This is a genomic window from Nonomuraea sp. B10E15 (genome assembly GCF_039871615.1).
Taxonomy (GTDB): Bacteria; Actinomycetota; Actinomycetes; order Streptosporangiales; family Streptosporangiaceae; genus Nonomuraea.
On the sequence record NZ_JBDPMB010000014.1, the window covers coordinates 1 to 14,312 of the forward strand.

12 protein-coding genes are annotated in these 14,312 nt (G+C 69.4%); 1 reads left to right on the forward strand and 11 read right to left on the reverse strand.

Features of this window, described 5'->3' with window-relative positions; genetic code table 11:
• Window positions 1-457: 457 nt before the first annotated feature.
• The 3 genes from ABGB14_RS31675 to ABGB14_RS31685 form a co-directional block, all read right to left on the reverse strand.
• Window positions 458-1,501: a beta-eliminating lyase-related protein gene (locus ABGB14_RS31675; protein ID WP_347647507.1), complete on the reverse strand. Its 1,044-nt coding sequence runs from the start codon at window positions 1,499-1,501 to the stop codon at window positions 458-460.
• A gap of 463 nt (window positions 1,502-1,964) precedes the next feature.
• A complete protein-coding gene (locus ABGB14_RS31680) occupies window positions 1,965-2,933 on the reverse strand; it encodes a D-alanine--D-alanine ligase (protein WP_347647508.1) in 969 nt (322 codons plus the stop codon).
• A 145-nt stretch (window positions 2,934-3,078) separates the two neighbouring features.
• Complete coding sequence (locus ABGB14_RS31685) at window positions 3,079-4,311, reverse strand: PLP-dependent aminotransferase family protein (protein ID WP_347623129.1); 1,233 nt, start codon at window positions 4,309-4,311, stop codon at window positions 3,079-3,081.
• A 268-nt stretch (window positions 4,312-4,579) separates the two neighbouring features.
• Here ABGB14_RS31685 and ABGB14_RS31690 point away from each other — a divergent pair, with 268 nt between their 5' ends.
• Window positions 4,580-5,197, forward strand: coding sequence for a GNAT family N-acetyltransferase (locus ABGB14_RS31690; protein WP_347647509.1), 618 nt, complete (start codon window positions 4,580-4,582; stop codon window positions 5,195-5,197).
• Between the two features lie 108 nt (window positions 5,198-5,305).
• On the opposite strand, the gene trxA is transcribed toward ABGB14_RS31690, so the two are convergent.
• From trxA to ABGB14_RS31730, 8 genes are all read right to left on the reverse strand, one after another.
• The gene (gene trxA / locus ABGB14_RS31695; RefSeq protein ID WP_347647510.1) at window positions 5,306-5,620 is read right to left on the reverse strand and encodes a thioredoxin; all 315 of its coding nucleotides are present in this window, start codon (window positions 5,618-5,620) and stop codon (window positions 5,306-5,308) included.
• An 11-nt stretch (window positions 5,621-5,631) separates the two neighbouring features.
• The gene (trxB, locus tag ABGB14_RS31700) at window positions 5,632-6,564 is read right to left on the reverse strand and encodes a thioredoxin-disulfide reductase (protein ID WP_347647511.1); all 933 of its coding nucleotides are present in this window, start codon (window positions 6,562-6,564) and stop codon (window positions 5,632-5,634) included.
• Between the two features lie 138 nt (window positions 6,565-6,702).
• Window positions 6,703-7,677, reverse strand: coding sequence for a hypothetical protein (locus tag ABGB14_RS31705; RefSeq protein ID WP_347647512.1), 975 nt, complete (start codon window positions 7,675-7,677; stop codon window positions 6,703-6,705).
• Entirely contained in the window at window positions 7,667-8,302 is a 636-nt protein-coding gene (gene sigM / locus ABGB14_RS31710; RefSeq protein ID WP_347647513.1) for an RNA polymerase sigma factor SigM, read from the reverse strand. Before sigM ends, ABGB14_RS31705 begins: the two co-directional genes overlap by 11 nt.
• Before the next feature lie 15 nt (window positions 8,303-8,317).
• Entirely contained in the window at window positions 8,318-9,829 is a 1,512-nt protein-coding gene (locus ABGB14_RS31715) for a protein kinase family protein (protein WP_347647514.1), read from the reverse strand.
• 167 nt (window positions 9,830-9,996) lie between these two features.
• Complete coding sequence (gene murJ / locus ABGB14_RS31720; protein ID WP_347647515.1) at window positions 9,997-11,604, reverse strand: murein biosynthesis integral membrane protein MurJ; 1,608 nt, start codon at window positions 11,602-11,604, stop codon at window positions 9,997-9,999.
• On the reverse strand, window positions 11,601-13,697 hold the full coding sequence (locus ABGB14_RS31725; protein ID WP_347647516.1) for a DUF6049 family protein: 2,097 nt from the start codon (window positions 13,695-13,697) through the stop codon (window positions 11,601-11,603). Before ABGB14_RS31725 ends, murJ begins: the two co-directional genes overlap by 4 nt.
• Before the next feature lie 50 nt (window positions 13,698-13,747).
• Window positions 13,748-14,272: a YbaK/EbsC family protein gene (locus tag ABGB14_RS31730; RefSeq protein ID WP_347647517.1), complete on the reverse strand. Its 525-nt coding sequence runs from the start codon at window positions 14,270-14,272 to the stop codon at window positions 13,748-13,750.
• Between the last annotated feature and the right edge of the window lie 40 nt (window positions 14,273-14,312).

Below are 14,312 nucleotides of genomic sequence, written 5' to 3' on the forward strand. Positions count from 1 at the left end.
CGCGGGGACGCGGGGACGCGGGGACGCGGGGACGCGGGGACGCGGGGACGCGGGGACGCGGGGACGCGGGGACGCGGGGACGCGGGGACGCGGGGACGCGGGGACGCGGGGACGCGGGGACGCGGGGACGCGGGGGAAGGGCGTTGGTCTTAACGGTTCGGTGCGTGCGGCGGTTGGCAGTCGTCGTGCCCGCCGCGTGGGAGCGACGTTCGCGGCACTCGACGACTGCGCAGAGGCGGATTTAACTGAGTGACCGAAGTACACCCCCCACGACGATGCGCCAGCACGAGAGGCGGTGCTTGAGAGCCCGCTGCGAAGAAGGATCCCCCGGACGGACCTCGTGGAAGCGAGGAGCTAGACGCGTGCTGCGGTGTTTCACGTGAAACAACGGTCTCGATGGATGTGCCAGGAACTCTGGCGGGCATCCTCCCGTGTTTCACGTGAAACACGCGGGGAGTCACATGGCGGCCTTGCGGATGTCGTCGAGGAAGTCGTCGACGTGGCCAGGAGTCGTGTCGAAGGCGGTCATCCAGCGGACGACGCCGGTGGCCTCGTCCCAGTAGTGGAACCGGTAGCGCTGCAGGAGTGTCGTGGCCACCGTCGGCGGCAAGGCAGCGAAGACGGCGTTGGACTGCACGGGATAAGCCAGCGACACGCCGGCGATGCCCTCCAGGCCGTCCGCCAGTCGCGTCGCCATCCGGTTGGCGTGATCAGCGTTCTGCCGCCACAGGTCATCCGTCAGGAGCGCCGACAGCTGGGCCGATATGAAGCGCATCTTCGAGGCGAGCTGGAGCGACTGGCGGCGCAGGAAAGGCACGGCCTGGGTCAGCCCGGAGTCGAGCACCACCACGGCTTCGGCGGCCAGCGCACCGTTCTTGGTGCCGCCGAAGCTGAAGACGTCCACTCCCACGTCGGTGGTGATGGCTTTCAGATCGCAGTCCAGGAAGGCGGCGGCGTTGGCGAGCCGTGCGCCGTCCACGTGAAGGCGGAGTCCGGCCTCGTGTGCCGTCTCCGCGAGGGCGGCGATCTCTTCGGCGGAGTAGGTGGTGCCGAGTTCCGTGCACTGGGAGATGGAGACGACGGCGGGCTGGGATTCGTGGTGGTTGCCGACACCGCCCAGGCGAGCCTTGATGTCGTCGGGTTGGAGCTTGCCCTGCGCGGTGGGGATCGTCATCAACTTCACGCCGAGCAGCCGCTCAGCTGCCCCTGCTTCGTGGGTGGCGATGTGGGCGCTGTCGGCGCAGAGAACGGCGTCGTAGCGGCCGAGCATCAGGGCGAGGCCGACCATGTTGGCGCCCGCTCCGTTGAGCACCGCGAAGCCTTCCGCGCCCGGTCCGAACACCTCCTTGATCCCCTCTTCGAAGGCCGCGGTCCAGCGGTCGCCGCCGTAGGCGGGCGCGTCTCCGTCGTTCGCGGCGGCCATGGCCGCCAGGATGTCCGGGTGCACGCCCGCGTGGTTGTCGCTGGCGAAGCTCTTGGGGTACGTCGAATCGATCAGCACACCGCAAGGCTACTTTCACAACCGACGCGGACCACCTCGGGGCAGGGGAGGCGGGCGCCCGGCAAGCCGTCACGGGCCGGTTGCCGACGGGTTCTCCTGCCTGCCGCATGCCGGTGGCGAACGGGCTGGCGGCGCTGCCGTGGCTCGGCGGATCGCAGTGGCGGCGCCGTCGTGGGTGGAAGCGGGATCGGGAAGTGGCGACGCCGGTGCCGTCGGTACGTTTCAGGTTCCGGGCCGGACTTCAGGTACGGGAACAGATCCGCGTAGGGAAGAAGGGCGGGAGCGCGTCTTCGTGGGGGTGGAGCTCTGGGACGGACACCATGCGCGGGCGTGGGCCGAACGCCAGGCATGGGTCCGCACCCGCGTTGGGCCTGGGTGTCTGGGTGGGCCGAAGGGAGCGCGGGTCCGTGCCTTGGATGAGCTCCGAACGTGCCTTGGCCTAAGGCGTTGCGGGGCCGCGCTCCTAGAGGGGGTTTTCGGGACGGAAGCGGGCAGCGGCGTTCTGGAGGAGGGCGCGGCAGAGGTCGCCCAGGTCCTGGCCGGCCGCTTCGGCGGCCATGGGCAGGAGGGAAGTCTCCGTCATCCCCGGCGCCACGTTGACCTCGAGGAAATGGGGGACGCCCGCCGCGTCGACGATCAGGTCCGTACGGGAGATGTCGCGCAGGCCGAGTGCCGTGTGAGCGGTCACCGCCGTCTCCGCGCACGCCGCGGCGGCCTCGGGGGAGAGGCGGGCGGGGGCGAAGAACTCGGTGTGGCCGGCCGTGTAGCGGGCCGCGTAGTCGTAGACCCCTTCGTCGGGGACGATCTCCACGGCGGGCAGGGCCTCAGGGCCGTTGCCGAGGTCGACAACGGAGACGGCCACCTCCACGCCCTCGACGTACCGCTCGATCAGTGCCGTGTCGCCGTAGGCGAAGCAGCCGACCATGGCGGCGGGGAGCTCTTCCGCGGTGCGGACGATGGAGGCGCCGAGCGCCGAGCCGCCGCGGGCGGGCTTGACGAAGAGGGGCAGGCCGAGCCGCTCCACGATGCGGCCGAGCACGACGGTGGCGCCGAGGTCGTGGAACGTCTCCTTCGGCAGCGTGACGGACTCGGGGGTGTGCAGCCCGACGGAGCGTACGACGGCCTTGGCGGTGGGTTTGTCGAAGGCCACCCGGCAGGCGTCGGGGTCGGCGCCCACGTAGGGAACGTTGAGCAGTTCCAGGACGGAGCGGATGGCGCCGTCCTCGCCCGCGCCGCCGTGCAGGGTGACGAACACGGCATCCGGCGGGTCGGCGAGGATCGAGGGCACGAGGGACGCGTCGGTGTCGCGGGCTTCGACGTCGACGCCCGCCGCGCGCAGCACCTCGCTGACTCGGCGACCGGACCGCAGAGACACCTCTCGCTCATAGGAGAGGCCTCCGGCCAGCACGAGCACGTGGCCCAGATCGCTCATCACAACTCCTCCGCTGATCGCACGCTGTCCAACCGTACCGGCGCCGGGGGTGGATGGTGTACGGCAGGGGCTTCGTCCGCGCGCCTGGCCGGGTGGAGAAATGAGAAGGGCCGGCGTCACCCGGCGCCGGCCCTTCTCGTGACGTTCAGGCCAGGTCGGGCCCGGGCGTGTCCACGCCGGCGTGTTCGCGGGCCGACGAGGTGCCGAACGTGTCGCGCAGCTGCATCTCCTGCTCGATCACCCCGGCGAGCCGGCGTACCCCTTCACGGATGCGGTCGGGCTCGGGGAAGCAGAACGACAGGCGCATGTGTCGTGCCCCGCTGCCGTCGGAGAAGAACCCGGTGCCTGGTACGAACGCGACCCGCTCGGCCACGGCCCGGGGCAGGATGGCCTTCGAGTCGAGCCCTTCGGGCAGGGTGGCCCAGACGAAGAACCCGCCGGCGGGGCGGGTCCAGGTGACCTCGGGCGGCATCAGGGCGTCGAGCGCGTCGAGGAGGGCGTCGCGGCGCTCGCGGTAGAGCTCCTTGAACGTCTTGATCTGCTCGCGCCATGGCTGCGTGGCGAGGTATTGGCCGACGGCCAGCTGGGTGAACGAGGAGTGGGACAGCACGGCCGATTCCATGGCGAGCACGAGCTTGTCGCGGATGGCGTGCGGGGCGAGCGCCCAGCCGACGCGGAAGCCGGGGGCGAGCGTCTTGGAGAAGGACCCGAGGTAGACGACGCCGTCCGGGTTGTCGGCTCGCAGGGCGCGCATGGGCTCGCCGTCGAAGCCGAGCAGCCCGTACGGGTTGTCCTCGATGACGAGGACCCCGGCCCGCTGGCAGATGTCGAGCACCTGCTGGCGGCGGGCGATGTTGAGGGTCACGCCGGCCGGGTTCTGGAAGGTCGGGATCGTGTAGAGGAACTTGATGGGCGCGCCCGCGGTCTCGAGGGCGTAGATGGTCTGGGCCAGGGATTCGGGCACGATGCCCTGATCGTCCATGGCGATGTGAACCACTTTGGCCTGGTAGGCGGCGAACGTTCCCAAAGCCCCCACGTACGAGGGGCCCTCGGCGAGCACCACGTCGCCGGGATCGATGAAGATCCGGGTGATCAGGTCGAGGGCCTGCTGCGAACCGACGGTGACGACCACGTCGTTCGGCCCGGCGTGGATCCCCTCCAGCCGCATGACCTCGCAGATCTGCTCGCGCAGGTGCGGGTCACCCTGGCCGGAACCGTACTGCAGCGCGACGGGGCCGCGCTTGGTGACCAGGTCGGAGACCAGCTCGCCGACCATGTCGAGGGGGAGCGCCGTGACGTACGGCATGCCGCCGGCCAGCGAGACCACCTCGGGCCTCGACGCGACGGCGAAGAGAGCTCGGATCTCGGAGGCGACCATCCCGGTAGCTCGTGCGGCGTACCGATCGACGTACGCGTCGATGCGCGACCCGTGAGTCGCGGGTGCCTGACCGTGATCCCGCTCTGCTGTCACGGCCCACCTCCTAGGTGTCATATCGGACTGAAATACCAGATTACGCTAGACGGACATGTCGCCCGTGACGGGGCTGACCGTCGTGGTGTCGGCTGGTGGCATCTTCACTGGGCTACGATGCCACCTGTGGACGCGGTTTTCGCGCGCTTTTCCGGGTCAACGATAGGGGCGGTAGTTGTCGCGCCGGCTGGTCAACATAACCCTGGACAATCTTGACGATCTGCCGAGGCGCTGCCGGCGGTGCGTGTTCTGGGAGCTCGATCCCGTCAACGGTGAGCGCGCGGTGGATGCGGGCGACTCCGGGCTGGAGAAGGAGGCCTGGATCTCCGGCACGCTCCTGGAATGGGGGAGCTGCGGGAAGATCGTCTATGTCGACGGGGTGCCCGCGGGCTTCGTGCTCTACAGCCCGCCACTCTACAGCCCGCGTTCGCTCGCCTTTCCCACCTCGCCGGTCAGCGCTGACGCGGTGCTGCTGATGTCGGCCCACATCATTCCCGAGTTCTCGGGCGGCGGGCTGGGCCGGATGCTGGTCCAGGGAGTCGCCAAAGATCTGACCCGGCGCGGGGTGAAAGCCATAGAAGCTTTTGGCGACCTCAAGTGGGAAGAGCCTAGTTGCATAGTTCCTGCGGAATACTTGCTTTCTGTTGGATTTAAGACAGTTCGTCCGCATTTGAGATTTCCGCGGCTCCGACTGGAACTCAAGACCGCCGTTTCGTGGCGCGAGGACGTCGAGGTGGCGCTGGAACGGCTGCTCGGCTCCATGAGTCCGGAACGCGCCCTACGTCCCGTCTGACGGCATCTCAGCCCTCCGTGCGCCCATGCGAAAGCCCCCGCCGCGAGGGACGGGGGCTCTGCCGGGCGAAGCGCGCCACGACGGACGAACTACCAGCGCCGCAGGGCGCTAGATGATGCCCTCGAGCTCGCGCAGCAGCATGGCCTTCGGCTTGGCGCCGATGATCTGCTTCACGACCTCTCCACCCTTGTAGACGTTCAGCGTGGGGATCTGGAGTACGCCGTACTGGCGCGGAACCTCAGGATTCTCGTCGATGTTGAGCTTGACGATCTCCAGCTTGTCGCCGTGCTCCTTGGCGATCTCCTGGAGGATGGGTGAAACCTGGCGGCACGGACCGCACCATTCGGCCCAGAAATCGACCAGGACGGGCTTGTCGCTCTTGAGGACCTCGGTGTCAAAGGTGGCGTCGGTGACAGCCTTCACGGTGCGCTCCTTCACTTCTCGATGGTGGCCAGCCAGCGCTCGGAGTCGAGCGAGGCCGCGCAGCCGGTGCCGGCCGCGGTGATGGCCTGGCGGTAGGTGTGGTCCACGACGTCTCCTGCGGCGAAGACGCCCTCGATGTTGGTGGCGGTGCTGGGGGAGGCGACCTTGATGTAGCCATTCTCGTCGAGGTCGATCTGCCCCTTGACCAGCTCGGTGCGCGGGTCGTGGCCGATGGCCAGGAACAACGCGTCGGTGGCCAGCTCGCATTCCTCGCCGGTCTTGAGGTTGCGCAGCTTGACCGCCTCGACCTTGGTGTCGCCGATCACGTCGAGGACCTCGGAGTCCCAGACGAACCGGATCTTGTCGTTCGCGAACGCGCGGTCCTGCATGATCTTGCTGGCCCGCAGTGTGTCACGCCGGTGGACCACCGTCACCATGCGGCCGAACCTGGTCAGGAACGTGGCCTCCTCCATCGCGGTGTCGCCGCCGCCGACGACCACGATGTCCTTGTTGCGGAAGAAGAAGCCGTCACAGGTGGCGCACCAGGACACGCCGTGCCCGGACAGGCGCTTCTCGTTCGCCAGGCCGAGCTCGCGGTAGCCGGACCCCATCGCCAGAATGACGGACTTGGCGTAGTAGGTGTCGGTGTGGGTCTTGACGACCTTGGGATTGGCCTGGAGGTCGACCTCGACGACGTCGTCGGCGACCAGCTCGGCCCCGAAGCGCTCGGCCTGCTTGCGCAGGTTGTCCATCAGGTCGGGACCCATGATGCCGTCGGGGAAACCGGGGAAGTTCTCCACGTCGGTGGTGTTCATGAGCGCGCCGCCCGCCGTGACGGAGCCCTCGAAGATCAGCGGCTTGAGCTCGGCACGAGCGGAGTAGACGGCCGCGGTGTAGCCGGCTGGGCCGGATCCAATGATGATCACGTTACGCACGTCGCTCAACGCTTCACGCCTGCCTTCCTGGTGTGCTGATGCCATCGGCGTCAACAGATCCTAGGCCGCCATGATTCCCCACCCTGCCCTCAACGCCCACCCAAAACGAAAGAGCCCGCCGGAGCGGGCTCTGACGTGGGGTTTCGCCTACCAGCGGCCCAGCGCGGGCTTGCGCAGGTTCTTGCAGTTGAACGGGTCGACGATGTCGATGCGCAGCCTCTGCGCGGCCTTGTCCTTCCACGAGGCGATCACCAGGGCCTCCTGGCCGTTGTACTGCCCCTGGTCGACCGCGTACGTCGGCAGCTTCGACCGGTTGGCCACCCTGCTCACGCACTTGTCGACGCTCGCGGCGTCGGACGTGCCGCCGCCGACGATGGGCGCTGGTCCGAAGACGCCTTCGAGCGGCTGCCGCAGCTCGTGGTCGCTGTAGTTGTGCTGGCTGTCGGTCAGCGCGTACGACTTCGCCCGCTGCGGAGCGCGCTCCGCCTGCGAGGGTGTCGAGACCGGCTTCGACTGCGTGGGCAGCGCCACCGGTGGGGCGACGGCTTCGCCCTGGTTACCGCCACCGCTCGCCAGCAGGTTGGTGGAGGCCACCGCCGTGCCGACCACGACGGCCGCCGCCGCTGCCGCGACCGCGGGCAACGCCCAGCCGCGTCGTCGTGCGCGCGTGCGCCTGGCCGGGACGATGGTGCCGTCGTCGGCGACCACCCCGAGGCGCACCGGCTCGGCGACTTCCTCTCCTGGGCCATCGGTCGACACCGGCTCAGGAACCGCGGGCCTGCCGAAGCGTGCGGGCTCCGGCACCTCGGCTGCGCGCTCCCACGGGGCGTCCCGCATGAGCTCGTCCCAGTCGGGTGCGTTCGCGAGGCCGACGCCTCCGCCCTTCCGGGACTCCGCCTCGGCGGCCAGAGCCTTGTCGATGCGCAGTGCGACGCCCATCGGCATGGCCGGTGTGGGGGTCGCCGCGAGCACCTCGCGAACCGTCGCCAGGTCTGCCAGTAGCTCCCCGCAGGGGTCGCAGACCGCGAGATGCCCGCGGACCTGGCGTGCCGTGTCGACGTCTAGGAGACCCTCGGCCAGCTCGGCCAGGATGTCCAGATCGTAGTGCGTATCACCCGTCACGAAGTTCTGCTCCCTTCGCGGATGAGACGCGATTGCCGTCCGTTCGGTTCCGCAGATGCGAAAGAATCGGGGCAAGTTTCGCGCGTCCCCTGGCGCACCGGCTCTTCACCGTGCCGCTCGGCACCTGGAGCACCTGAGCTGCGTCTTCTACCGAATAGCCCATCATGTCGACGAGGACGAGAGCCGCCCGCTGATCGCCGGGCAGGAGTTTGAGTGCGGCGGAGACCTCCATGGAGACCTCACGCTCCACGGTCTGGTCGGGCAGGGGGGTCTCGCGCTCCGCGGCCTCGATCAGCTCGTCGTCGGCGACAGGCCTGACGGACTTGCGACGCATCCGGTCGAGACAGGCGTTGACCACGATGCGGTGCAGCCAGGTGGTGACGGCCGCCTCGCCGCGAAACGTGGCGGCCTTGCGGTATGCGGAGACGAAGGCGTCCTGCACGGCGTCGGCGGCCTCGTCAGGGTCACCGAGCGTACGCAGGGCGACCGCCCACATGCGGTCGCGGTGCCTTTTGACGATTTCGCTGAAGGCGTGAGGGTCCCCGTTGATATGGGCAGACAGCAGCTCGGCGTCTGTGACCGCCGGCCGCTCCGCTGCTGAGGGTGTCTCGGGTGGGGAGTTCACAAGAGAGTTTCCTGATTATGCCGATCCGGGAGAGTGCACCACTACTTCATAGATGGTGCCATGAAACTTGCCCGCATCTGCCGGAACGCGCGTAAACCAGATCAAAACGTACTGACCGCTTGCCGGTTCTTCGGGGGTGAGGGTGGTTTTACCTGCTGCGTTCTTCTTGGTCGCCACCGTCTTCATCGCGTCGAGATCGGCGGAGTCGCCCACCTTGAGTTCCACGTTCGCGCCCGACGCGTCGCCCAGCGTGGCCACCACGTCGCTGATCTGCATGGACTTGCCCATGTCGAGCAGCAGGCCGACGCCGTCCTTCAGCCGGCCCAGGTCGGCGCTGGTGTAGGCCTCGGTCTTCCACAACGTGCTGGGCTTGCCGTCGATGGCCAGCTTCGCGATGTCGGACTTCTCGTCACTGTCGCCGAGCGGGTCGAAGCCCTTGGCGCTCTCGGGCTTGACGGCCTGAGCCTCTGCGGACGCCGACGCCGACGTGCTGGGCACGGTCTGCTGCGCCTCAGGATTGGTGGGGCTGCCCAGGCTCCTGCCGATCGTCCACGCGCCCACGCCGACGGCGGCGATGACGAGCAGCACCACCAACGTCATCAGCACCCGGTTGACCATGCTGCCCTCGCCCTTGGGCACGCGGTGCGGCAGGGCCTGCGGCGGCGGGACGGCCAGCTTCTGGCGGTGGGCGATGTCGAGACCCTCGGTGTGGGAGGCGGAGGCCACCGCGGGAGTCGAAGGATAGGAGATCGGGATCGGCATCGGCCTGGCGACGTCGGCCAGCGCATCGGCCACCTCGGCCGGAGTGGCCAGCGCGCCCTGGCCCCTGCGCGCCTCGGGCAGGCACGCCCGCACGGTCACCGCGTCGAGATAGCCGGGCACGCCCGCGGTGACCTGCCGAGGCGTGCAGAAGTGGCCGTCGGTCATCGGCGCCGCGGGCAGGCCGCCCTCTTCCTCGTCGCCGGGCCAGTGGCCGGTCAGCCCCGCGTAGAGCAGCCGGCCGAGGCCCTCGGCGTCGTCGAGGGCCGGCTGGTCGGTGGTGAGTCCGTACATCGCCGCGTCGACGGCCACGCCGAGCACCTTGACCGTGTTGCCGGTCGTCCACACCAGGTGGGACGGGCGCAGGCACAGGTGGTAGAGCTGCGCCTCGTGGGCGTGCGCGAGCGCCTCGGCGGCCTCGGCGACCAGCCCCGCCGCGCGCTCCGGCTCCAGCGGCCCCGAGGCCAGCAGGTCGGTCAGGCTCTCGCCGGTGACCCACTCGCTGACGACGTAGGAGGCCTTCTCGTCCTCCGCCGCGTCGAACACCTGGGTCAGGCGCGGGTCGGTGAGCCGGCTCGCCGACCGGGCGGCCGTGACGACCTCGTGGACCCGGGGGAAGCCGGGGGCGAAGGTGTGGACCGCCACGGGCCGGGCGAGGATCTCGTCGATGGCCTTCCACAGGGTGGCGCCGTCGGACTCGCTGACGCGGTCCTCGAGCCGGAAGCGCTCGGCGAGGCGGGTGCCGGGTTCGACGGCCGACGTGCTCACTGGCTCACTCCGCTGGGCCGATCGGGCGTGCTCATGACTCGACTCACCTGCGTGGTCGTGTACCACGAAGGCACGCTATGCCGGGTGGATCCGCCCACGCCCCTCCTGCTTCCATTCGCCGCGTGTCGGGCTCCATGGTAGTGCCGAGTAGATTCCGCCCGCGTTCTTTACCGACCTACCCGCCCCGCGACCATCCCAACGATGGAGTTGACCTCCGGGATGCGCATTCTGTGCGCAACGCCGAGATAGAGGATCAATCCAAGGCCGCCACCGACGGCCAGAACGATCAGCGAATTGACGAACCCTAGCCCGTCGAAGACCCCCGTGACCACCCAGACCGCCCCGAGTGCCAGCACGGCGGTGGGCAGAGCGGCGAGATACATCCTCGTCAGCGCCATGCCGATGCTCCATCCGCCCAGCCCTTGGACCCGGCGGCCGGCCAGCCACCACGCCGTCAGGGCGCCCAGCGCGTACGCGACCGCGTACGCGAGAGCCAGCCCCATCACGGCGTAGCGCGCCGGCAGCAGCGTGAAGAAAAGCCACATGAGCAGGGCGTTGACCGCCGTCGTGCCCGCGCCGACGAACACTGGCGTGCGGGTGTCGCCGAAGCTGTAGAAGACCCGGAGCAGCAGTTGGAAGAGCGCGAACGGCACCAGCGCCAGCCCGTAGACCTGCAGCACGTTGCCGATGTAGACGGCGTCGGCGACGCTGTTGGCGCCGTGGCCGTAGATCGGCACAGTGATCGCCGGGCCGAGCACCATGAGCAGCAGCGACACCGGCACCATCAACGAGCAGATGAGGCGTACGCTCGACCCGAACTCGGAGCGGACGTCGTCGAACCGCCCGTCGCTGACGGCCCTGCTCATGCGCGGCAGCATGGCCGTGATCACCGAGACGCCGATGACGCCGTAGGGCAGCTGGAAGAGCTGGAACGCCAGGGTGTACGGGCTGATGCCGTGCCCCTCCACCACGGAGCCCGCGGCGCTGGCAAGGTTGGTGGTCAGCACGAAGCCGAGCTGGGTGACGACGGTGTAGCCGATCGTCCAGACGCCTGCCTTGGCCATCTCACCCAGCCGGGCGTTACGCAGGTCGAGGCGGGGCTTGAAGGAGAACCCGGCGCGCTTGAGCGCCACGATCAACACGGACGCCTGCGCCACGATGCCGGCCGTGGTACCGAGGCCCAGCAGGACGAGATCACCGTCGGTGACCTTGGAGATGTCGCCCTTCGCGGTGCTGACCAGGGCGAAGAGAAGGAACGCGCAGATGACGACGACGTTGTTGAGCACCGGCGCCCACATGGGCGCGGCGAAGCGGTCGCGGGTGTTGAGGATGGCGCCCGCCACCGCGCCCATGCCGAAGAAGGCCAGCTGCGGCAGGATGAAGCGGGCCAGCATGACCGCGACCTCGAACTCCCGGCTGTCCGGTGCCCACACCGTGTAGAGGTCGATGAGCAGCGGCGCGGCGAGAGCGGCGGCGACCGCGATGACGGCCAGCGCCAGCGTGGCGAGCGTCAGCAGGCGCTGCTCGTAGGCCCGCCCGCCGTCGGCGTCGTGCTGCTGCGCCCGGACGATCATCGGCACCACGACGCTGCTCAGCACGCCCAGCAGCAGCAGGTCGAGAATGCTGTACGGGATCGCGTAGGCCGCGTTGTAGGCGTCGCCGAGCAGAGCCGTGCCGATGGCGTACGCCAGCACCATGGTCCTGACGAAACCCGTCACCCTGGACACCATCGTGCCCGCCGCCATGATCGCGCTGGCCCGCAGCATGCGGCTCATGCCGTGCTCACCTCCCGGTTCTTGGCGGCCCTGGCGAGCTTGCGTTCCGACCGTCGCCGCAGCACCCGCGTCACCACGGCGGCGAGCATAACGGTGAGAGCGGCTCCGACGATCACCGAGGCGATGCCCGTGTAGCCCGTGGTGCGGATGGTCAGCCGCACCGGCTCGCCGTACGCCTTGCCGTCGGTGGTCTTGAGCTGCACGGTGACCGTCGCGTCACCGTTGCTGGTGGCGCTCATCGGCACCTGGACAGTGCCGCTCTGCCCGACGCCGATGTTGAGCAGCTCGTCCTGATCCTTCACCTGCAGCAGCTTGCGGTTGTTGGACTGGACGTCGATGTAGAGGGCGATGGGGGCGCCCGTGGAGTTCTTCACGCTGATGGGCACCACGCCGTTGCTGCCGGCCAGCGTGCGCGGCCTGTCGGGGCCGGCCCCGGTGATCGCGACCTTCTCCAGGCGGTCCTCGACCTCCGCGCTCACCACCTTGGTCAGCGCGCGGCCCGTCCGCGAGCTGGCGCGCCAGGCCGAGGAGGAGAGCCTGAGCACGGCCGCGTCGAAGCTCGACTGCGTCGTGGTCGTCGTGATCTCGGCGGTCAGCTGCGCCTCCGCCCAGGTCTCCTTGACCCGCTTGAGGTATTTGCCGCTCAGCTCGTCCTTGCGGTCGGCGTCGGTGTAGGTCAGCCCGGCGCGCGGCACCGACGCCTTGCCCGGCTTGATCGACTCGAGTGTCGTCATCTGCAACCACGGCAGGCGGCCCGCGGTCTTCATCAGGGCGGAGACGAGCGCCGGGTTGGGGTCCCAGCGCCGGGACGGGGCGATGACCAGCGACCTGGGCGCGGCCTGCCCCTGTTCGGCGGAGATCATCGCGGTCTCGGCGATGAAGCGCTGCGTGCTCAGCAGCGTGCTCGTGGCGCCTTTGGGCTCGAACAGGGCGCTCAGCTGGGGGTCGGCGACCAGCGCGGTGACGGGGCCGTTGACCGAGTCGAGAGTGGACGCGGCGTCGGGAGTGAAGGTGACGGGCGGCTGCGGCGGCAGGTTGCCGGCGTCGAGCAGCACCCGGTCGACCTTGGCCTCGGCGACCGAGAGCAGGTCGAGCGCGTCCGGGTCGAGCCGGCCCGACGGCGGCCAGTTGACGTTGGTCTTCACCTCGCGGCCCAGCAGCTCTCTGGCTTTCTGCCCGGCCAGCTGGATGGCCCTGTTGGGCTGCACGTCGAGGCCGCGGTGGGCCAGCCCTGTCACGTCAGGGTCGGCGTAGGGGACCGCGACCACGGGTGAGGAGGCCAGCGAGGTGCGCATGGTCGTCAGCCACGTGCCGGCCTCGGCGCTGGCCGGCCGCTGCTCGTCGCCGTCCTTCGTCTTGACCGTGTAGCCGCCCTTCATCATGTTGACGTCGTCGAGCAACGCCGGGTCGACGAACCAGCTGACGGTCTTGGGCGCGACCTGCGCGATGCGGGCCAGGTCGGCCAGCCGGCCCTTGCCGGTGATCGCCTGGCTCAGCTTGTCGTCCACGAACCGCGACGCGTCGGTCGCCCGGTGCGGCTGGTCGATGACCGGCAGGGCGATGGCCAGCTGGTTGCGCGGCAACTTGGGCACGGTGGGCGGCGCGTAGGTGAGGAAAGTGCGCTGCGCGTAGACAGGAACGCCGTACTGGGCCACGTCGATGGCGATCGGATAGACCCCGAACGAGCGGTAGCCGAGCTGCACCGGCGTCGCGGTGAACTCCCAGCGCGCCTCCTCACCGGCGGCGAGCGGCGGGATGTCCGTCGCCGAGGAGCTCGAGACGTTGGCCGGGAGCGTTGCGGTGTTCTGGTCGGCCGCGTAGGTGGCCATGGAGGCCCGGTCGGTGAACCTCTGCGGCGTGTAGCGCAGGCGTACGCGCTGGGCCGGCGTGGGCGCGCCGGTGTCGTTGCGGACCGTGCCGGTGAACGTGATCTCGTCTGTCTGCAAGGTGGGCACGTCAGGCGTGATCGACGCGAGCGACACGGTGACGGTCTGCCTGCTCGCGCTGGTGGCAGCCGCGCCCGGCGTCGCGGCCACCAGGGGGGCGAGCAACGCGGCGGAGAGCACGGCGAGCAGCGTGGCCTTACGGATCACGCGGATGCCCGAGCTGGAGTACGACGACGCACGCCCGCAATGGTACGGGTTCAGTGCCGCCGCGCGACCGCCCCACGTGATCCTCTCAGGCGTGTGCCCCGTAGGTCGGCCAGCTTTCCCGGCAGGAGTGTCAGCAGGTCGACGGCGCGCAAGGAGAGCGCGGTGTGGCGTTCGCCGATGGGCATGAAGACCGGCCCTTCGTCCACGCGCAGCCGGTCGTCGATGAAGACGGGCAGCGACTCCGGCAGCAGCAGCGGGCACACCAGCCCGTCGGCGTAGTCGGTGGCCGCGTTGACCACGTGGGCCGGGGCGTAGCGCACCTGGCGCGCCGCGAGCAGACCGCCGACGGCTCCAGGGCTGGGCGGCAGGGCGACGGGGGAGGTCACCGCGACGACGACCTCGCGGCCGACCCTGGTGGCCACGTCGAACACGGTGACCATCAGGCACCTCTCGGGTGCCGCGGAGACCGTCCTCGGCAGCTCTTCCGCGGATGTCATGGGACGCGGAAGGCGTACGATCTCATGATGGACCTGGTGTGCGAGGAGCCAGCGGTGGATCGCGAGGGCGTCCTTCATATAGTCCTCCTTACCTCGTTCCATGGCCCCCGACGGTCCC